The 20,690-nt window shown below is 32.5% G+C and carries 27 protein-coding genes; 7 read left to right on the top strand and 20 right to left on the bottom strand.

The genetic code is table 11. The features are described from left to right. Nucleotides 1-123 precede the first annotated feature (123 nt). The gene (guaC, locus tag LAU42_RS00340; RefSeq protein WP_224183772.1) at nt 124-1,107 is read left to right on the top strand and encodes a GMP reductase; all 984 of its coding nucleotides are present in this window, start codon (nt 124-126) and stop codon (nt 1,105-1,107) included. A gap of 59 nt (nt 1,108-1,166) precedes the next feature. Here guaC and LAU42_RS00335 read toward each other — a convergent pair whose 3' ends face one another. The 7 genes from LAU42_RS00335 to LAU42_RS00305 all read right to left on the bottom strand — a co-directional run bounded on the left by LAU42_RS00335 (nt 1,167) and on the right by LAU42_RS00305 (nt 7,270). Next, nucleotides 1,167-1,346 carry an ATP-binding protein gene (locus tag LAU42_RS00335; RefSeq protein ID WP_224183771.1) on the bottom strand — a complete coding sequence of 60 codons (180 nt, stop codon included), beginning with the start codon at nt 1,344-1,346 and terminating at the stop codon, nt 1,167-1,169. 14 nt (nt 1,347-1,360) lie between these two features. Next, a complete protein-coding gene (locus LAU42_RS00330; protein ID WP_224183770.1) occupies nt 1,361-2,290 on the bottom strand; it encodes a ketopantoate reductase family protein in 930 nt (309 codons plus the stop codon). A gap of 15 nt (nt 2,291-2,305) precedes the next feature. Beyond that, nucleotides 2,306-3,358, bottom strand: a complete 1,053-nt coding sequence (locus LAU42_RS00325) for a PTS sugar transporter subunit IIC (RefSeq protein ID WP_224183769.1) — start codon at nt 3,356-3,358, stop codon at nt 2,306-2,308. Nucleotides 3,359-3,548: 190 nt separating this feature from the next. Beyond that, nucleotides 3,549-5,801: an ATP-binding cassette domain-containing protein gene (locus tag LAU42_RS00320; RefSeq protein ID WP_224183768.1), complete on the bottom strand. Its 2,253-nt coding sequence runs from the start codon at nt 5,799-5,801 to the stop codon at nt 3,549-3,551. A gap of 204 nt (nt 5,802-6,005) precedes the next feature. Further along, nucleotides 6,006-6,416 carry a hypothetical protein gene (locus LAU42_RS00315; protein ID WP_224183767.1) on the bottom strand — a complete coding sequence of 137 codons (411 nt, stop codon included), beginning with the start codon at nt 6,414-6,416 and terminating at the stop codon, nt 6,006-6,008. A gap of 11 nt (nt 6,417-6,427) precedes the next feature. Continuing rightward, nucleotides 6,428-6,820 (bottom strand): hypothetical protein, encoded by a 393-nt coding sequence (locus tag LAU42_RS00310; protein ID WP_224183766.1) that lies wholly within the window; start codon nt 6,818-6,820, stop codon nt 6,428-6,430. Nucleotides 6,821-6,832: 12 nt separating this feature from the next. Beyond that, nucleotides 6,833-7,270 carry a GNAT family N-acetyltransferase gene (locus LAU42_RS00305; RefSeq protein ID WP_224183765.1) on the bottom strand — a complete coding sequence of 146 codons (438 nt, stop codon included), beginning with the start codon at nt 7,268-7,270 and terminating at the stop codon, nt 6,833-6,835. Between the two features lie 121 nt (nt 7,271-7,391). Between LAU42_RS00305 and LAU42_RS00300 the strand changes: the two genes are divergently transcribed. Further along, entirely contained in the window at nt 7,392-7,862 is a 471-nt protein-coding gene (locus tag LAU42_RS00300; protein WP_224183764.1) for a tetratricopeptide repeat protein, read from the top strand. An 18-nt stretch (nt 7,863-7,880) separates the two neighbouring features. Here the strand turns inward: LAU42_RS00300 and brnQ are convergent, their stop codons facing one another. From brnQ to LAU42_RS00270, 6 genes are all read right to left on the bottom strand, one after another. Further along, entirely contained in the window at nt 7,881-9,251 is a 1,371-nt protein-coding gene (gene brnQ / locus LAU42_RS00295; RefSeq protein WP_224183763.1) for a branched-chain amino acid transport system II carrier protein, read from the bottom strand. A gap of 104 nt (nt 9,252-9,355) precedes the next feature. Beyond that, nucleotides 9,356-9,823 carry a pyrimidine dimer DNA glycosylase/endonuclease V gene (locus LAU42_RS00290; protein WP_224183762.1) on the bottom strand — a complete coding sequence of 156 codons (468 nt, stop codon included), beginning with the start codon at nt 9,821-9,823 and terminating at the stop codon, nt 9,356-9,358. Between the two features lie 86 nt (nt 9,824-9,909). Continuing rightward, nucleotides 9,910-11,034 carry a TIGR04053 family radical SAM/SPASM domain-containing protein gene (locus LAU42_RS00285; protein WP_224183761.1) on the bottom strand — a complete coding sequence of 375 codons (1,125 nt, stop codon included), beginning with the start codon at nt 11,032-11,034 and terminating at the stop codon, nt 9,910-9,912. Between the two features lie 139 nt (nt 11,035-11,173). Then, complete coding sequence (locus LAU42_RS00280) at nt 11,174-11,485, bottom strand: rhodanese-like domain-containing protein (RefSeq protein WP_224183760.1); 312 nt, start codon at nt 11,483-11,485, stop codon at nt 11,174-11,176. 12 nt (nt 11,486-11,497) lie between these two features. Next, entirely contained in the window at nt 11,498-11,809 is a 312-nt protein-coding gene (locus LAU42_RS00275) for a nucleoside triphosphate pyrophosphohydrolase family protein (protein WP_224183759.1), read from the bottom strand. 324 nt (nt 11,810-12,133) lie between these two features. Beyond that, nucleotides 12,134-12,772 carry a FusB/FusC family EF-G-binding protein gene (locus tag LAU42_RS00270; RefSeq protein WP_224183758.1) on the bottom strand — a complete coding sequence of 213 codons (639 nt, stop codon included), beginning with the start codon at nt 12,770-12,772 and terminating at the stop codon, nt 12,134-12,136. A 273-nt stretch (nt 12,773-13,045) separates the two neighbouring features. Here LAU42_RS00270 and LAU42_RS00265 point away from each other — a divergent pair, with 273 nt between their 5' ends. Continuing rightward, nucleotides 13,046-13,765: a M15 family metallopeptidase gene (locus tag LAU42_RS00265; protein WP_224183757.1), complete on the top strand. Its 720-nt coding sequence runs from the start codon at nt 13,046-13,048 to the stop codon at nt 13,763-13,765. Between the two features lie 182 nt (nt 13,766-13,947). Then, complete coding sequence (locus LAU42_RS11820) at nt 13,948-14,184, top strand: NAD(P)-binding protein (RefSeq protein WP_420908213.1); 237 nt, start codon at nt 13,948-13,950, stop codon at nt 14,182-14,184. Between the two features lie 68 nt (nt 14,185-14,252). On the opposite strand, the gene LAU42_RS00255 is transcribed toward LAU42_RS11820, so the two are convergent. From LAU42_RS00255 to LAU42_RS00230, 6 genes are all read right to left on the bottom strand, one after another. Continuing rightward, nucleotides 14,253-14,606 carry a DoxX family protein gene (locus LAU42_RS00255; protein ID WP_224183755.1) on the bottom strand — a complete coding sequence of 118 codons (354 nt, stop codon included), beginning with the start codon at nt 14,604-14,606 and terminating at the stop codon, nt 14,253-14,255. Nucleotides 14,607-14,888: 282 nt separating this feature from the next. Then, nucleotides 14,889-15,251, bottom strand: coding sequence for a winged helix-turn-helix transcriptional regulator (locus tag LAU42_RS00250; RefSeq protein ID WP_224184703.1), 363 nt, complete (start codon nt 15,249-15,251; stop codon nt 14,889-14,891). After that, nucleotides 15,239-16,015 carry an SDR family oxidoreductase gene (locus LAU42_RS00245; RefSeq protein WP_224183754.1) on the bottom strand — a complete coding sequence of 259 codons (777 nt, stop codon included), beginning with the start codon at nt 16,013-16,015 and terminating at the stop codon, nt 15,239-15,241. Before LAU42_RS00245 ends, LAU42_RS00250 begins: the two co-directional genes overlap by 13 nt. A gap of 317 nt (nt 16,016-16,332) precedes the next feature. Beyond that, a complete protein-coding gene (locus LAU42_RS00240; protein WP_224183753.1) occupies nt 16,333-17,226 on the bottom strand; it encodes an Abi family protein in 894 nt (297 codons plus the stop codon). Nucleotides 17,227-17,336: 110 nt separating this feature from the next. Continuing rightward, nucleotides 17,337-17,942: a stage II sporulation protein M gene (locus LAU42_RS00235; RefSeq protein WP_224183752.1), complete on the bottom strand. Its 606-nt coding sequence runs from the start codon at nt 17,940-17,942 to the stop codon at nt 17,337-17,339. A 25-nt stretch (nt 17,943-17,967) separates the two neighbouring features. After that, complete coding sequence (locus LAU42_RS00230; protein ID WP_164952786.1) at nt 17,968-18,249, bottom strand: hypothetical protein; 282 nt, start codon at nt 18,247-18,249, stop codon at nt 17,968-17,970. A gap of 152 nt (nt 18,250-18,401) precedes the next feature. Between LAU42_RS00230 and LAU42_RS00225 the strand changes: the two genes are divergently transcribed. The 3 genes from LAU42_RS00225 to LAU42_RS00215 are packed head-to-tail and all read left to right on the top strand — an operon-like array spanning nt 18,402 to nt 19,546. Next, nucleotides 18,402-18,695, top strand: a complete 294-nt coding sequence (locus LAU42_RS00225) for a DUF2089 family protein (protein ID WP_086041478.1) — start codon at nt 18,402-18,404, stop codon at nt 18,693-18,695. Nucleotides 18,696-18,700: 5 nt separating this feature from the next. Further along, complete coding sequence (locus LAU42_RS00220; protein ID WP_224183751.1) at nt 18,701-18,982, top strand: hypothetical protein; 282 nt, start codon at nt 18,701-18,703, stop codon at nt 18,980-18,982. Between the two features lie 60 nt (nt 18,983-19,042). Then, nucleotides 19,043-19,546, top strand: a complete 504-nt coding sequence (locus LAU42_RS00215) for a hypothetical protein (RefSeq protein WP_224183750.1) — start codon at nt 19,043-19,045, stop codon at nt 19,544-19,546. 378 nt (nt 19,547-19,924) lie between these two features. Here LAU42_RS00215 and LAU42_RS00210 read toward each other — a convergent pair whose 3' ends face one another. Beyond that, nucleotides 19,925-20,497 (bottom strand): helix-turn-helix domain-containing protein, encoded by a 573-nt coding sequence (locus LAU42_RS00210; protein WP_224183749.1) that lies wholly within the window; start codon nt 20,495-20,497, stop codon nt 19,925-19,927. Nucleotides 20,498-20,690 lie beyond the last annotated feature (193 nt).

The raw sequence follows: 20,690 nt of genomic DNA, 5'->3' as shown, positions 1-20,690 counted from the left end.
ATTTTATTTTCTAAATATTTTTTCTTTACTTTATGAACATATACGTGTAAATTACTCTATGAACGAATATTAAAAAATAAATTCTAATAATCGTTCGGAAATAAACTTTTAGGAGCATTTAACATGACAGACGTATTTGATTACGAAGATATACAACTTATCCCTAACAAATGTATTGTAAAAAGTCGCTCGGAATGTGACACAAGCATTCAGTTCGGACCAAGAAAATTTAAGTTACCTGTAGTACCCGCAAATATGCAAACCGTTATGAACGAATCACTTGCTGAATGGTTTGCAGCGAATGATTATTTCTATATTATGCACCGCTTTAATGAAGCTGGACGAAAGCCTTTTATTAAGGCTATGCAGGACAAAGGTCTATTCGCTTCAATTTCTGTCGGTGTAAAAGATAATGAATATACTTTCATCGAAGAATTAAAAGCAGAAAAATTAATACCTGAATACATTACAATTGATATTGCACACGGTCATTCAGATCAAGTGATTAATATGATTCGCCATATTAAACAACACTTACCTGAAAGTTTCTTGATTGCAGGTAATGTCGGCACACCCGAAGCTGTACGCGAACTTGAAAATGCAGGTGCTGATGCTACAAAAGTAGGTATCGGTCCGGGTCGTGTATGTATCACTAAAATTAAAACTGGATTTGGTACGGGTGGATGGCAGCTTGCAGCACTTAAGCTCTGTTCGAAAGCAGCGCGTAAGCCGCTTATTGCTGATGGTGGTATCCGTACACACGGTGACATCGCAAAGTCTATTCGCTTCGGTGCATCTATGATTATGGTAGGTTCTTTATTTGCAGCACATGAAGAATCGCCAGGAGAAACGATTGAAAAAGATGGTAAGTTATATAAAGAATATTTCGGTAGCGCATCTGAATTCCAAAAAGGTGAACGCAAAAACGTCGAAGGTAAAAAGATGTTCGTTGAGCATAAAGGTTCATTAAAAGATACGTTAATAGAAATCGAACAAGACTTACAATCTTCAATTTCATATGCAGGCGGAAAAGATTTAGAATCTATTCGAACAGTTGATTATGTAGTCGTTAAAAACTCTATTTTCAATGGTGACATGGATAGATAACCCACATTTACTGCATCATTTCAAACAATAAACCCAGACGGTATAGCACTGAGTAATCGCTATACCGTCTGGGTTTTATTTATGATTAATGTAATTGTCGTACCCTCATTCTCTTTACTTTGAATGCTAATGCTACTACCAATCTGTTCTGCTAGTGACTTTGCAATATAAATCCCTAAACCAGAGCCACCGGTAGATTTATTTCTAAATTGTTCCACGCGAAACGTTCGTTTAAACACATCATCTACTTCAACTAATATTTCATTTCTAACTGATGAATTAAATGTGTTATCAGTTCATTTGCAGGTGTCGCGATACCTAGTTCCTTACCGTACTTCGCAATCTGACCATTCAAATAATCAATTTCTGTTAAACGTTTGTTCGTAAAGTCCTGATGCATTGATGGATGATGCAATCCTTGTGTCTCTTTCGGATAAGTAGCTTCAATTTTTTTGAGTAAAGGCTCATATTCAACATTTGTTCCTCGTGCATTTGCAACGGCAACCAACTCTTTTAATATCGGCGTAATCATTTCACGTGATGCTTCATATGCTCCAAACTCACCAATCGTCTTATCCAGTATTGTACATAGTGGATTTAACACACTGTTTACTGCTGCTTTAGACCAAATAGAGAAGAATACATCATCACTTATATTGGCATTCAATCCCGCATCATTTAATACTTGTGCGACTTTCTCCGTACGAGCATCCGCCTCTCCATCCGAACGTTGGAAGTCAATGCCTCCTGAACCTTCTAATAATAATTTACCAGGCCCTCTTAGCCCCGCAGTCCACATTGTTACAGCGAGGAATATTTGTTCTTTAGGAACATATGCTGATAAATTTTCTGCATGACCTAAACCGTTCATCATTGAAAGTATTACTGTGTCTTCTTTGATTGCTCCTGCTGACTTTAAAGCTTTTAACATATCATCTGAATGCATTGCTTTTGTTAACAGTACAATTAAATCAAATTGCTTCTGTACTTCTTCAGGCTGCATCGCTGGTATCTGAACTGTATAAGTTTCAGTTTCAGTCTGAATTTCCATACCATTTTGATTAATAGCATCTATATGTTCCTGCCAACGATCAATTAAAACAACATCTTCTCCGTTACGTTTTAAATACGTTCCAATTCTTCCGCCCATAGCGCCGGCACCGGCAATTGCAATTTTATACATATTGTCATTTCCCCCTTATTCTTCAGTTTGGAATTTAAATACTTCTTTAGGATATACTTTCATTTTCAAACAAAGATTATGAACAACTAATCCTACAGTAACAGGCACTACAATATAACATATTGCTAATACTCCTAAATTCATTAATAGACTGCCTTCCATGAATTTTAAAGCATTAATTGGTCCTACAAGCCCCGCATAACCAAATCCCGCTGATGCTGGTGTACCTTGAATGTTAAACAATGCACCCATTAAACCACTTACAGCTGCTGTAATTGTAATTGGCAACATGATTATCGGATATTTGATTAAGTTTGGCATCATCATTTTCATAGCACCCATAAGAATAGCGATTGTAACACCTGATTGGTTAACTCTGATTGAACCAATTGCAAGCATTGTAGCTGCAGCTGCTACACCTAAGTTTGCAGCGCCTGATGCCATACCAGAAATACCGATTGCAATTGCAATCGCTACAGTAGAAATCGGTGATACGATAAGAATGCTGAATACAACTGCGATTAATATACACATTACTACTGGTTGTAAATTGGTAAAACTGTTTACAAGCTGACCGAGGGAGCTTGTAATTAACTTAACATAAGGTAAGCTTAAAATACCAATAAGACCTGCCAATCCACCTGCGATAATCGGTAATAAAATAATATTAAGAGAACCAAGACGATCTTTTATCCATAATATAATTAAAATTGAAACTGAAGCAGTTATCATTGTATTGATTAAATCTCCAATACCTACAAGCATCCATGCCTTATCCTGAAATACAGCTGCACCACTACCAACAAAAGCTGCCGTACCTACAATGACTGTTTGCAAAGGATTAAGCTTGAACTGCATTGCAATTAATACACCTACGATAACAGGTACTGTAAACTGAATACCAACTACTACATTCAGCAATGTTCCAAAGAAAGGATGGTACTGCGTTAAATACTTAAATAATTCTCCAAGAATTGCGTTTGGAATTAAACCTACAACAATCCCTAAAGCGACACCATTAAGCACTTTAAATAAGAATAATTTTGGGGTAAGCTTTACTTCGGCCATAAATGACCCTCCTTCAACTTTAGCATTAATTTCACTTTTAATATAACACATTGTGAATAATATCACAATATTTAACCTGAGAAAATCTATTTTATCAGTAGTCAAATATTTCTCAAGAAAAAATATTTATTATTATCAAATAACAAAAGAAACAATCTACACAAATCAATTTGTATAGATTGTTTTTTTGTTATTTTATATACCTCGATAAGTGCTTCCCTGTTAATGAACCTTCTACTTGTAATATGCCTTTTGGTAATCCGCTATAAAGTACTTTACCTCCTGCAAAACCTGCATAAGGACCGATATCCACAATCCAGTCTGCATATGTCATCATCGTCAAATTATGTTCTATAATTATTACCGTATTACCTTGATCAATTAAATAATCAAATACAAGCTTTAAAGTATCGATGTCCTCTTCATGTAGTCCTGTTGTAGGTTCATCAAATATAAATAAATGATTCTTCACTGATTCATTAATATAACGACTCAATTTAACACGCTGGCTTTCGCCACCAGAAAGTGTATCAAGTGATTGACCGAGCGTCATATAGCCAAGGCCGGTACGCACAACGCTTTTCAGTACTTTATTAACATTATCTATAGGTATAACGCCAATAGCTTCATCCACTGAAAGATTCAATAAATCTACAATAGAATAGCCATTCACTTTAGCACTTCTTACTTCTTCGCGGTATCTGTCACCATGACACTCATCACATACTTGTACAAAGTCTGACATGAATGCAAGCTCCGTCTTTATAACACCTTTCCCATTGCAGTTCGGACATGCGCCTTCAGAGTTATAACTAAACATCCCTTTTTTAAGCCCTGTCGCTTTACTATAGTAGTTTCTAATATCATCAAATAGATTTAAATACGTCAGTAAGTTAGATCGATTTGTTGCGTGCACTGGCTTTTGATCAATATAAATCGTATCTGCTCGATTCCTTAATCCTGTCTGGACTAATGTGCTCTTTCCAGAACCAGCGACACCTGTAATTGCAGTAAGGACACCTTTAGGAATTCGCGTTGATACATCTTTTAAATTATTTTTAGTAATATGTTCTATATTTATAAAATCAGATGCAGTCCTAACATTCGGTTTAAACTGATGTACACGGGAGAGTGCCTGACCCGTTGGTGTGTCAGCTTTGAGCAATGCATTATATTTCCCGGTAAATATAATTTCTCCACCATGATTACCACTTCCAGGTCCTATATCGACACAATAATCTGCAATTTTTATTACATCCGGATCATGCTCAACAACGAGAACCGTATTCCCTTTATCACGAATCGAAAGCATTATTTGATTAATATTTTCGATATCTTCAGGATGAAGTCCGACACTCGGTTCATCAATAATATAAACCAAATCTGTTAACGGGCTATTTAAATGTCTAATGAGTTTAATTCTCTGCGACTCTCCTCCTGATAAAGTCGTAGTTTCCCGACTTAATGTTAAATAACCTAGACCTATACGTTTTAAAGCTTCTAGCTGCTTAACAAGAGGTTCGATTATATACTTTGCTTTATCATCCTTAATTTCTTTCAAAAATTGTATCTCGTCATCTATCGTTAAATCGCAAAACTCCGCAATGTTTAAATCATTAATTTTACAGCTTAAAATTTTGTCATTGAGACGCTTACCGTGACAATCTGGACATACTTGTTCAGTCACGATGCGATTTACATCTTTAATAAATTTCTTCTTTTCATACGTATCGTTTATTAAAAATGATCTTCTGAATCGATAGATAAGCCCTTCAAATTTGGCTGTCTTTGGCCAGTTTGAAGGTGGATTTTTCAGTTTAATCGGCTCCTGATAGAGAAACGTATCCAATTCTTCCTTCGTATAATCTTTTAGTTTTTTATTATTATCAAACAAACCGGAATATAAGTATCGCTTACCACGCCATGAATCCGGAGAGAATGACGGAAAGTTAATCGCATCTTCATTAAGCGAACGGTCAAAATGCAGTAACTCATTCAGATCTATATCTTCTATATAACCAAGTCCATCACACGTTTTACACATACCATTCGTATTATTAAAAGAAAAATCCATAGAATATCCCACGAATGGTGTACCTATGCGTGACCATAACAATCTTACACCTGAGTAAATATCTGAAATTGTACCGACAGTAGATCTGGAATTACCTCCAATTCTGTCCTGACCAATAACCATTGAAACTGGCAAGTTTTCAATACGATCAACAATCGGTTTATCGTAATGCTGCAATTGATTCTGAATATACGTACTATACGTCTCGTTGAGCAAACGTTCACTCTCTGCAGCTATCGTATTAAATACAAGCGATGACTTACCCGAACCAGAACGACCTGTGAAAACCGTCAGTTTATGCTTCGGAATTTCTACTGTAATATCTTTTAAATTATTCTGTTTTGCTCCAATAATCTTAATCGGTTTCATCGACTCACTCCATAACAGTTTACCTATCATATACCCTAATTAGTTCGAAGTATGACTTATGAATAGATGCGTTACTAACAAATAAGCTCCGATACTAAGCCTCGTATAATCATCCTACCCCTACTTTCAAAACTTTTTCATCATAAATAAAAGAACTTCTATAATATGAAGTTCCTTGCAAGAATACAAGATATTAAAAAAGCATTATAAATATTTATTCAACACACCTAAAATATCATGAAGCTGAGATTCTAAACGTTTTAAATTATCTTGTAACATATTAATTTCTTTATGTACACGTGCATCCGTAAAGATATTATCAAACCACACATCAAGCAGCTGATCATTACGATTATCAGATATATGCAAGTCGACATCCAGATCGATATCTTTCAATTCTGCAACAGCTTTACTCAAGTGCTTTTGAAGACTTACAACACTATTATTTATCCCTTTAATTCTTTCTCTTTTGAAATAACTTCCTAAAATGCTATCGCTCATAATATCGAACCAGCTCCAGCCCTTCGCCTTATCCACCTGCTTCTTTATTACTGCAACTTCATCTAAAGCACGCGTTACCGCTTCATGCGCTTCCTGTAATTCTATTTTATCCATAGTAAACACTCCTATTCATTAAATAATTCAGATATACTTCTAAATAAACGAATAAATTCTAAAGGACTTACATTCAGCCGAACTGCTACTCCTGATTCAGTATACATATTGTTGTGTAAAGCTCCATTATCAATATTAATATAAAATGTTACAGTATCATTCATTAAACTTAGAGTAGTTATCCAGAAGTCTGGTTCGGTAAAATGATGATCCCCTATATTTGATACTGAATCCAGAGTAACTTTGTCAAAGTCAAAAAAACTTGAGGTAAAATCAAATGTATATATTCCGGTCGTGACTATTATACGTACATCTATAACTTCTTCATCTATACTTACAACCTCAAAACACACCATAGAATTATTACTGTCGTAATTAATATCGTACAGCTTAACTTTATTCATAAATACTCCTTGTCAAAGTTTATATATCATTATCACTTGGTTATAATCATCTATTCCCTGTTCTTTAAAACCACTGCTTTCCAATAAATTTTTAACTGCCAGATTATCTTTAATATAATCTGCCATAATATATTGATAACCTTTTTCTATTGCATGTTCTTTGGCTAATTCAATCAGCATTCTCCCATATCCATTCCCTTGGTATTGCTCACCTATCATCATTCTCCAAATTATACAAACGGATTCTTTCGATTCATGCTTATCAAACATTATAAAACCTATTACTCTATCTTTATTTATCACAGCATATGGATTTACACCATCATTTCTGTAAACATATGCATCTGCTAGAGATCTAATATTAGGAGCGACATAATATTTTTGCTCTTCTTTAACCTTTAAATTAATAATTGCATCTATATTTGTTCTATTTACTTCTTCAAGTCTCACATTAGCACCTCAATCACTCATTATATTGCTTCAATTATACATTTCTCATAAAATTTTGACAAAATTTAAAATGATGTAATAATTTAATATAGATAAATATATAATTATTTCGAGGTGTTCTATGAAATATCCAACGTATTTTATCAATCCTTACACTTTAAGAGAGGTACTTCATGATAAAGATTACACTGAATATTGGTGCAGTCGTAATGAGCATAATCCAGAAGTCGTTTCTTTCTTAAGAATGTTAGGTCAATATAATCACGCTATCGAGCTTGGATTGTTATTTATCGATTCAAGTAAAGATGAACGACATAAAGCAACTGCTATCATAAGACTCGCTTCTGTTTATCATTGGTGTAATAACTTCGATAAATCAAAAGCATTATTCGAGGAATGTATATCAATAAATGATGACATCGTAATAAATGGATTTGCATATCAGCATTTATCTAAACTCTATTTTGATAATAAAGACTATGTTAATGCCCTTAAATACGCTCAAAAAGCCTATAAAATCAGAGAAAAATATGATAAAAAACGCCTTCCATCCACCGAACTAATTTTAAAACGCCTTACAGAAAATCTGTAAGGCGTTTCACGTGAAATATTAAACTCCTGTCACTGCTTTTTTCCCTCTTGCTAAATAAACGATATATCCAATCACAAATCCGATTACTGCCGGTAATACCCATCCCATCCCAATCGATGAAAGCGGTAAATAGTGGTCTCCAAAGTTGACAATCCCTTTCGCGAAAGCTGTATTCGCAATAAACTCAGGGCTTGCTTTTAAACCATCCACAAATGCTGCAATCATCGTAAAGTATGTTGTAAATTGATAAACCGTACGTGAATGATTGAAGTACTTACTGAATAATGTCAGTAAAATAAGTGTAATCGCTAATGGATATAAGAACATTAATACTGGTATAGAGTATGTAATAATTTTTGTTAATCCGACATTTGCAATAACGAACGATACGATACTTACGACTGTTGCGAACATTAAGTAGCTTCTTTTCGGAAATAATTCAGTAAATGTTTCAGAGAATGCTGTAATTAATCCGATTGTCGTTTTTAAACAAGCGACGATAATGATTAATGATAACAAGATAATTCCGTAGTCACCTAAGTAATAATGTGCAATTTGAGCTAATGCGATCCCACCGTTTTCACTTACTTTAAACTGTCCTAAACTCATCGTACCCATAACCGCAAGCAATGTATAAATTAATCCCATAAGTACAATACTGATAAATCCTGACTTCACTGTTTCTTTAGCAATGTGTGTTGGGTTTGTAATTCCTAACTTTTTGATTGTCGTCACGATTATAATACCGAATGCAAGTGATGCGAGTGCATCTAACGTATTATATCCATCGATAAAGCCTTTTAGTACAGCGTTAGATTGATAGTCTGCCTGTATAGGCGCACTTCCGATACTTCCCATCGGTTTAATAAATGCAAGTAACATTAAAACACCTAACAGTAGTAAAAAGACAGGGTTTAAGAACTTCCCGATATAATCTAATATTTTAGATGGTTTACGTGAGAACATCCATGCAACTAAAAAGAATAATAAACTAAAAATAAATAAAAACAGTTTTCCATTTTGTTCTGTCACGTATGAAGAAAAACCAATCTCAAACGACGTTGTTGCAAGCCTAGGTAGTGCAAATAGTGGCCCGATAACTAAATATAGAAGAATCGTGAATATGTATGCATATGAACGATTTACTCGATTTGAAATATCAAAAACGCCGTTCGTTTTAGATATACCGATTGCGATGATACCTAAGAACGGCAAACCAATTGCAGTAATAAGGAATCCTAAATTCGTAAGCCATACATTACTACCTGATATTTGTCCGAAGTGTATCGGGAAAATTAAGTTTCCAGCCCCGAAGAATAGTCCAAATAGCATTGATCCGATAAACATGTTTTCTTTAAATGTTAATTTCGTTTTAGCGTTAATAATCATACACTCCTTTATTGTGAAATTAATTTTTTATTATATCACTTTAAAGTGTGTTTGAATATATGAATTTTCAGATTAATTAAAAAATAAGTTTACATTATTTTCTATTAGCGTACAATACTACATCTTGGAGCAATTGTATCGTTCTTCCATTTTAATTGAAGTAGTTGCTTGTATGCTTCATACGCTTCATTGCCATATAATTTATCATCACCATATACGTAAAACGGAGGTAGTGGTAATGAATTAAATTTTGTTTCGTGCTGAAGTATTATACCTTCTAAAACTTTTAAGTCTTCTTTAAAGTTTTTAGAACGTTTTCCACCCCTTCTTTGATGCTCCTTATCCATTGCTTCCAGCATTTTATAAGTATCTATAATATACGGATGCCCTTCATTATATACATGTTTCACGATTGGATGATGCAAGTATCTTGTGTTCCCTTCAATAACATTCATCTCTGCAAGACATACTCTAATAATCTGATATAGTTCCAGTACTTGCTTAGATAGTCTCCTATTATCCAAATATCGCGCACTTATTTCATGATTCGGATGAACTCTAAAAATTTGCAAAATAATACTCCTTAAATTTATTTACTTTATCATATCGTATTTACATAATTTTCATAAAAAAATAGCCCTATAAGGACTATTTCAATTTATTTTAAACTTCGTTTATGTCTAATCCACGCTTTCGGTTGATATACACAATAAGGTTCAGATTCCATATAATCACCTGTAACCGCATATGCGCGACTTCTTGACCCACCACACACATAACGGAATTCACACATGCCACATTTACCTTTAAACTTATCTGGTGTTCTTAAATCTTGTAATATTGCTGAGTTAACATAAATTTCACTTAAAGGTTGGTGTCTCACATTACCACAGTTTACTGGTAATAAACCACTTGGATAAACATGCCCTATATGAGATACAAATACAAATCCATTACCATCATTCACACCTTTTGGCGCACGTCCAAGTCCATCAATCGTATTAATATCCATCGTTGTTAAACTATCTTCATAGTTAATCGCATTAAATGTACCGTCTTTCTTCATCTGACGTATCTGTTCCTGCAATACAACACGTCGATAGTGCTGGGCTGATGTTGTCTTTATACCAAATGACACTGTCTTTCTTAATTTATTCAAGAATCTGAAGACGCGTTCATGATCTTCCGGGGATACCATATCTTCAGTCTTACCACGACCTGTTGGTACTAAAAAGAACACACTCCATAACACACAACCCAATTGTTCTACCATTTCTGCCATCTCTTCTAAATAATCTATATTATATCTACTAATTACCGTATTGATTTGTAAAGGCATCTTAAGTTCCTTTAAATAATCAATCGCCTGCATCGTTAAGTCAAAACTGCCTTCAGTTCCTCTAAAGTGATCATGAATCTCTTTAGTATGACCGTCTATACTAAATGCCCATCGTGATAATCCTACATCTCGTGCACGCTGCATGCTCTCTTTTGTTACATTGGGCGTTGCACTTGGTGTCATCGATACACGTACACCTTTTTGTACTGCATATTCACTCAGTTCAAATATATCTTCACGCATCAATGGGTCTCCACCTGTGAATACAAGCATCGGACCATCCATTTGTGCAATATCGTCAATTAGCGCTTTACCTTCTTCAGTTGATAGCTCATATGGATTTCTATTCACTTGTGCTTCAGCACGACAATGTAAGCAATGTAATTCACAGGCTCTCGTTACTTCCCATATTACAATAAACGGCTTTTCATTATAATCAATCATGTTTTCACCCCAATGTTTTTATCCAGAATCTATACATCGATTATACACTTTAAAGTTGTATATTAAATGCAGCTTTAAAAATCGTCTGATTTTTGTCACAAATATAACTGCTTAAAAAAATAGAGATGCTAATGCACCTCTATTTCTTACCTATTACTCTATGTCCACGCCACATACTCATACCGCCTCTTACGTTAATTGCATCTACTCCATGCTTTCTTAACGCTTTAACTGCACGCTTACTTCTCATACCTGACTGACAAATGACATATACCGTTTCTGTCCTTTTGTAATCCTCAATATAATTCAATGGCACGTTCTTTGCACCTTTAATATGACCTTTCTTAAATTCACCTGGTGTTCTGACATCGATGAGTTTAATATCTTTTTTAACTAAATGCTCCAATTCTTCTATCGATATTGAAGGCACTGATTTAAATATAGAAAACACATTATCCCCTCCTTACTTTGTCTTCTCCTCTAACTGATTAAACAAACGCTTCACTTCACGCTCTAAATCTACATCTGTACGTTCGGCTATTACCATGAGCCACCATATGCATTCTGCTAATTTATGCTCCAGCTGACCTGTACTATCCGGCTTCGGCCAACTTTTCTGCTGATCCATTACAAGCCTTCCTACTAAGCCTGCATCTGTCAAAAACGCTAACGCATCTTCTTCAACTGACCACGCTTTCCCATGATGCTTTTCTTCTAACGCATGGTATTGCGTTCTAATTTGCTTTGCCTGCTTTAATAGCGCATTAAATTCCATTTCTATCCCCTCAATTCGTTTAATAACACAATAATAAATGAAACATTGAAAAATTACTTAAACAACGTCTTAACATGATAAACGCATATGTTATTTCTTTATGCTATACTAAAAATAAAATTCTGGAGGAATATGTAAATGGGAGATACAATTATTAGTTTAGTATTGATGATAATATTTTTTCTAATATTCATGGATATTTATAAAATCAGAAGAAATACAGATGAGATTGTTAAACAGAATAAACAACTCCTCAATCTCTGCAATAAAGACAAAAAATAGCCGAAGTACACAGTATGTACTCCGGCTATTTTTGTCGGCCAACTATTTCGTACGTTCAACAAATTCATATAAAGCTTCTATATTTTCTAAGTTTTGATTACACTTCACACTATCGTGACAAATGTAATCACCTTTCTTCGTATAAGTGCCTTCACTCTTATTTTGTTTCGTTTTATTTAAAAATAACGCAACATCTGATTCCGCATTACATATATTGCAGAACCCTTTCACTTTATTTGGTGAAATTTCTCCATAAATACCTTCAAACTGATCAGCTTCATTTTTATACACAATATACTTTCTATTCGCCGACACATCATTCCATCCAAGGTAAGACGTTTCTTTCGTATCCATCGTATTGACATCAGGCGCTTTTAGTTTCTTCACTTTACGAAACAACTTATTTAATTGTGCTTGTGTTGGCATATCAAAGTCCTGAACATGTACTTTCATACCTTCTAATAAATGATCAGCTTTCTTTTTCGTAAGCTGTACATCATCAATCGCCTTAATAAACTCTGTAACATCTATTCCATACGACTGAAATATATCTTCAATCTCGTTTAACAAAACGGTTTTTTGTGTACTATGCGCCTTAATATCATTAGTTCTATATAGTCTGATTAACTGATAAATGAGTGTCTTTACTTTAACAAACTCATAAACTTTAATTTGATTCATTTCCTATTCCTCCATATCATTGTTTGAAGTACTCTTTGAAATGAATATACATTGTAAAGTACTTCTTAATTTATTAATAAAGTACAATTACGTATGATGTATGACATAGTATTATGCCTCATATCATCAACCCCTAAAAATAAGATATAAAGATTATAGCATGAATCAAATTCATAACCATAATCGTAATGTTATCTTATTAAATTATATTGAATAAGATAATATTGCATCATATAATAATTTTTACAATAATATACATTTAGGAGCTAAATTATGAAAATATTTGCTAAAGTGTCATTGACTAGTATCATCATAACTTCATCCTTAATACCATCACATGCTGTATTAGCAGCTACATCCAATAAAAGTTGTTACATTTCAGTAAGTCACAAATCATTATCTAAAATTAATGGCGTTCCAATTGCAAATAAGAGATACTCTATGTCGCGTAACTACAATCCGGGTGCAAATAAATATATGATTAAAACTTTTAAAAAAATGAAAGATGATGCTAAAAGGAAAGGTATTGTTTTAAATATCGTAGGTCAGCCAGGTGCATATGGTTTTAGATCATATGCAACGCAGAACGCTTTATATAACAGTTATGTTTATTCTTATGGGCAAAACTATGCTAATCGCATTTCAGCAAGACCCAGAACAAGTGAACATCAGTTAGGGCTTGCAATGGATATTCAAGACGGTACAAATTACGGTACACTGAATACTGCTTTTGAATATACGAAAGCTTCTAAGTACTTACAGAAAAATGCACATAAATATGGCTTCATCATCCGTTACTTAAAAGGTAAAGAGCATATTACAGGCTTTATGTACGAACCATGGCATATTCGTTATGTAGGTACGACTCACGCAAAACGAATCAAATACAATAATGTCACATTAGAAGAATACTTCGGCATCCAAGGTAAAAAGAAATTGCCTTCTGGAAAACATAAAGTTCGCGGTGTGATTTGTAAGTATAATAAGAAGTAGAAGATATATTTCATAAGATTTCCCGAGAAATAATCATCACATAAGATAACTACAATATAGAAACCCTACCATAGTTAATCTAGTTTATGAGGTAAGGTTTCTTTCTTTTTGATATAGTGATATCATCATACAAATTAATAATTACAAAAAGATTCAACATAAAATTAGCAAAATAAAGGGAGATAAACATGAAGAAAAAAGTACATATCATCGGTTCAGGTCTAAGTGGCTTAGTTGCAGCGACCGAACTGCTGAAATCAGGACATGAAGTTGTAATGCTGGATCAGGAAGCAGGCTTCGGTGGTGGCGGTGTACATGGATATGGCGCTTTAGAAGGAACATTTCTAGGCGGCTGCATATTCAGTGGATTACGCGCAGCAGCAGGGATTAATGAAGAAGCGCATAAATCACACGAGTAATTTATGCGCGCTATAAACTATAACAATTACTAAGATGAACTTTCACAAAATTATTTTTTGTAAATATACTACAACCACTTTATCAATTTCATCAATACAAACTGTAATGGTAATCTTCCATACAATGCAGGTTGAGACAGCTGCTTGTCACCAAGTGGAATCTGCTTTCTCGCCATATAGACGTTTGCAGGAAATACTGCCAGTAAGAAGCGATTGATCCATTTCTTCGCATTAGCACCTGGACGTCTCATGCATAAATATATCCCCATTATCACTTCCATTACACCTGTAATATACGTAATCTCTTTCTTAAACGGAACATACGACGGAATAATCTTTGAGAAATTGGGTTCACGTAAGAAATGTAATATCCCTGCGAAGATGAATAATATACCAAGAATCATTCTAATAATAATTTTCATAGCTTTCTCCTTAATCTTGTCATTTAACTAAAATAGCGGTAATCTTAATAATTGCATCAGTCGGCTCAATTATCTTTGGATCTAGAAATTTTTTCATTTTTATTTTCTTCTTACCTTGAACGTTACCGCCTTCATATACAACACTCCCCTATTATACGATACTTATATGTAGTTCATACCCTTACTTAAATTTATAAAAACATCTCAACTTTGATGTTCCCATTAAAATAAGTATCCATATAGCGGTTGAGTAATTTGCAATTCTTATTGATTTAGCCTTTCTTATTTTTCATTTGAATTATCGCCATTATCAAGATTAATTGTTGCCAAAAAGTCATCACCCCAATTACAAATTGAAGAAACAACATTATCAAGTTTTAATCCTATTTCTGTTAACTTGTAATCTACTTTAGGGGGAACGACTGGATAGACGGTTCTTTCAATAATTTTGTCGTGCTCTAATTCTCGCAACTGCCTAATTAACATACGTTGATTGATGTCCGGCAATTTGTTTTGTAACTCACTTAATCTTAATCTATCATCATGTAAAAGATGATAGATGATTGCAATTTTCCATCTACCTCCAATTACAGATAACGCCAAATCTTTCGATGTATAAAATTCTTTTTTATTTATCTTATAAATCCACCCTCACTATTTATAATTTGGCCGGTTATCCATGAACCTTTATCAGATAATAAGAACGTAATCAAATTAGCTGTATCTTGAGGGTCACTTAATCTTCCAAATGGAAAATTATTCTCAACCCATTCGCTTAAGTCATATTCATCTAAATATCCGGTATTAGTCACACCTGGATTAATCGCATTCACAGTAATATTTTTATTCGCTAAATCATGTGCTAAAGATTTAACTATTTCTTTTAAAGCTCCTTTGGATAATGCATAGCTTATTTCATTAGGCATAGGACCTAGGGCTTGACCAGAAGTCATGAAAATAATTTTACCTCTATTTTTTTGATCATGCTGTTCAACAAATAACTTGGACAGTAAGATACTAGATTTCGTATTAATTTGCCAATGCTTATCTAAATTCTCAGATGTAGTTTCTAGTAAATAACCGTCATAACCTGAAAGCGCATGATTACAAATAATATAATCCATTGTCCCATTTTGTCGCATAAATAATTCAATTTCATCCACGAACGAATCATTTTCAAAATTGACATGAATATAATTGAACTTTGCTCCTTCAATAATGTTTTGCTTAATCCCAGTACAAACTTTCTGAAAATCCTCTGGTGCTCCACTACTCTTAAAATATTGGATAAAAATTGATGCTCCTTGTTTAGCACATTCTAAAGCAACAGCATATCCAATACCACGTGTTGTACTTACACCCGTTATAAATATATTTTTATTCTTCAACGGTAACTGATTCAAGTTCATAGTGTTTTCTCCTTATCGCCATAATGATTTTTAGCTATAACTCCATAAGTCCCTTCCTTAAAGCAGTAATCGATTCAGCCACTGCCCTTTTGTTTATTTTCAATTTTAATGGTAATATTATACCACAATCAATAGTATCAAATCACAGATTAATTATTTATGGTACGACTCAGCGTATCATTTAGAAGTGCGATTAATTTATAGTAAACAAAAAAGACATGCCAAAATGACATGTCTTTCGCCTCTATCCGCGTGGTTAGACACAGCAAGGTAGGACTTCCCTTATTCCTTATTCACTATAATAATAGAAATGCGATCTATTCGCAAGCGTTTAATTTGATATAGTGATTAACAACCATACTAATACTATCAACATATTTTATTATATAATCGTAATCATTATAATAATCTCTATTTAGCATTAACCTTTCTAATAACCTTTGAAGATTACTAGAAGCTCTATTTTTTATTGATTGATTACAATACTTATTATGAATCATTAATAGCGTTGCAATATCAATAAAGGGTTTAGATTGCTTATAATGTATGTTAATATTATGCAAACTAAAATAACTATTTAATTCTGGAGTAACATTAGTATCATCAAATAATGGAACATTAATTACAGAATTATGCGCACAACTATTTCTGATATTCCTCACTAATACCAACTGATTACTAGCCAACTTTAATCTCCTATTTTTAGAAACTTCATAATAAAAAGTTACAAATCTTTCAAAATGATAAAAACTCATGATTTCAAAAGCCACCCAATATGGAGTAGCCTGATAAAACTTATTCCAGTCAGGATATACTTCGTTGTTATTCATTTTATATTTAAAAATATCTCTCTTAGTAACATTTGTTTTATTTATAAACTGATTAATTATATTATATCCATCTTCATTTGGGGTCATACTTAAATATTTGTTTAATATAACCTTTAAAGAATGCTCTATATCTAATGTTAGTTGTAGTAATGTATATCTCATTTCCATATCAATAGATGCTAAGTCCGATAAACAAGCAAATTCTACATTATAGCTGCCATCTATATTTTTCATAAAACTTTTCCGAAAATAGAATAGTTTAAAAAGATAAGTTTTATCTAGTAGAATGTTTTGTGCATCTTCTTCGTTAATAATATTGAAATATATTCCTTTGTCCTTTAACTTCTGAATTTGTGCTGCGATAGTTAGCTTGTTTTTCATTAATCATCACCTAATGAATTTTTTATTAAATTCATTATAACACAAAAACGAACATACGTTCTACTCCAACAATTCTCAACAACTCTATTAAAAGAGTAACTTATTTGCAGTTACTTCAGCATATGTTCTATGAAATTTGTTAAATAAGTTTCGGCAAAGGCCGCAATAATAAATAAAGGTAGTGCAATGAATACATAAATTCTGATCAAGTTATATATAGATTCTGAAATAGACAATCCACACTTCTTTTCTTTTTTAAAAAAATTACTTACTTTTCTAATGATTGATTGGTTCAATGACCATAGTCCGCTTGCAACAAAACAAATTGCCAGAATTTCTAACACTGCATGAGGCGTCGATGATAATACTAATATCCAACCAAAGTTGGGTGATACATGAATGGCGAAACCAAAAACAATTCCAGTAATAATTGAGGCAGATATTACATTTAGAAAATAAAGAAATGGCACAGGTAATAATGCTAGAATAAACATTTGTAATGGTACGACGAAAGCATTATTTGCTATATACATCCATACTTTATCAAGTCCTTTTAATTCTTCCAAGTTTGCAGGCCTCTTATTATTTATCTCTTTAAATATTTCATCTGATGGATAAAACACGAGTGAAATAATAAAAGTTAAAATGGCTATTAACAGCATAATTCCATAGATTGTAAAAGCTCTTTTATTATAGTTTACTTTTGATTTTTTCATATATCCTCCCATTTTAAACAGCAATTTAGATATCTTTTGATTTCATTCTTTGAATTTCATTTTTATATCTATCTTTTCTTTTTTGGAGACCTAAATAAAAGTCGAAAAGTAGAATAACATTACCTATTACAGCTTTATTCCATAAGTAATCTATATCTTGGTGCACGTATTTAAAATTATAGATTACATATACGTTAAAAATTATTGGCACAACTAACCCTAACAACTTGTTATCACGAGAAGCTAAATAGCGTTGCAATCCAAATAAAACTAAAATTAAAAAAATTAATTCAATAATATTAAACATTTGTTACCCCCATAAATTGTATTATGACATTATCTTATACTATATTTAAATAAAGTTAAAGTATTTTTTAATTTTATTAAAATTATTATTGTTTAAACATTGATTTTTATTAATATAAGCCTTAGAATGAATTTAAAGATTGGGGGAGCAAAATGGAAAGAAATGAGTTACCAGATTGGTTATTAAAACTAGATAAAGAAGATATTGAATTTATGAAGAATTTTGTTTTGGAATCGGGTTCCTTAAAAAGTATTGCCAAAATGTATGATGTTTCATATCCGACTGTAAGAATTCGACTCAATACTTTAATCCAAAAAATAGAATTAGCTTCACAAGAGGAAAACTCAGGTCTAATAAACTATGTAAAATCATTAGCAATTGATGAAAAAATAAGTTTAGAAGATGCTAAAAAGATCATTAAACTTTATAACAGTGAAAAGGAGTAAATAAAATGACAGAACATATTATAAATGCTTTAATATTTGCAGCTATATTAGCCTCACAATATTTTTTATCCAAAACAAAGTTTAAATTTCTAGGTCTTATTGTTCCTATCTTATGTACACTATATGCTGGTTATTTATATGTAAATGATGTTTGGCCTTTATGGGCTTTAGCATTACTTTTAATAATCGCGTATGTATTATTATTTTCTCAATATGATAAAGGACAAAAGGACTATGAGAAAAGAAGAGAAACTGAATTAAGTAAAATGAGAAGTCAAGATTTATAAATTCCTCTTTTCTTTAATGTGAGACCTTCTGAAGAATAAAAGTATAGAAAGTGAGAGTTTATGAAGAAAAATAGAGGACTTAAGAGGAAATTTAAATCGACATTATATGATTATAACGAAAAGTTAAATGAATATAGTGGATATGTAGAATTATATGTCCCTCAAATAAATTATGTTAACGAAAATATAAGTGGTTATGAATATCAAGTTATTGATTTTCTGATTGAAAATACTAAAGATTCTATTCCTGAATCTGCGGCTTTTACGTATATCATTGATGAGATAAATGCTTTGAATAGTCATTTAATTATTAGTGACGATAATAATGATTTAAATTTAAACCTTATACAAGAACAATCAGAAAAAATTCCTAATTATATCAAACAACTTGAAAGTAAATATAATTTGAAGTTCACACGTAAGGTATCTGTAACGGAAATGAATTTTACTGATTATGTTAATTTAGACGAAGAGGATAAATTTGATATACTATACTACATAAAGAAAGACAAAGAAAAAGTAATATTCGTGACAAATGTATTATGGACTTGGATTAGTAGGTGACAATAAAATAAAGAAAGTAGCTACTTGTTTAAGGAGCTACTTGTTTAAGGAGCTACTTGTTTAAGGAGCTACTTGTTTAAGGAGCTACTTTCTTAGTTTAAAAGTAGCGACTGATTTGATTTAGTGCTACCTTTATTCGTTACTGCTACCAACTTCAACAATAAAATTAATTGCTAATAACTATATCTCCATTAAAAGAGCTCATCCACTAAAATATAATATTTAACCTTTTGCATATCTAACTTAAAACCTAAAAGGTGTTCTAACTCATTTTAATCGCTCACGACAAAATTAGATGAATAACCTATCCTAGAAAAAATAAAAACCTCATAATCTTTTTCGATTGTGAAAAGATTATGAGTTTTATTCAAATACCTATTATAGTAATTGGAATAGAAATATACTAATAAGCACTAGAATACCATATGCTGCTGTAAAACATGACACGATTATTATTTTTTCCCTTTTAAATTTATTTTCATTTCTAGGTGTATGTTGTATTACTTCACCGTTTTCCATATAATCTAATATCTCTTTATATGTTTGAACATCATACTTCTTCTTCAATCGCTCAATCTTATTGGCAAAATAAAATGAAATCATCCACAAAAGTAGCGGAACAAGAAAACCAAACCACCCATCACTAAATTTTAAAGCAGCACCAAAAGATACAGCACTTAATAATGTAAAAAACATCATTAAATTCCCGTAACTATCCATATTACTGTGATCCACTGCATTTCTCATCATCTTAACATCTCCTTTAACAAGTTGGTCTAAAGAAACGTTAAACAAAGTAGCAAGTTCAATCAAATTATGTAAATCTGGATAACTTCTTTCATTCTCCCAATTCGATATCGTCTGACTTGAAACAAATATCTTTTCTGCTAATTCTGCTTGAGATAAATCGTTCTCTTTTCTGTAATATCTAATTTGATTGCCTACATCCATGTTCAACAGCTCCTTCACACTAACCGTAACTTGATTAAAGATTTCGTGCTATCTAATATCTTTATAATACAACAGAATAAGGGCTATAAAATGTTTTATAGTCGTTATTTCCTAGGAAATACTATGACCAATTAGATATCTGTATCAAATATTTCAAAATTCCTATAAAAAATAGTATTTCCTTCTTTACTCT

This window comes from Macrococcus armenti (assembly GCF_020097135.1).
Classification (GTDB): domain Bacteria; phylum Bacillota; class Bacilli; order Staphylococcales; family Staphylococcaceae; genus Macrococcoides; species Macrococcoides armenti.
The sequence above is the reverse complement of the archived record's forward strand: the minus strand, read 5'-3'. Positions and strand labels throughout refer to the sequence as shown.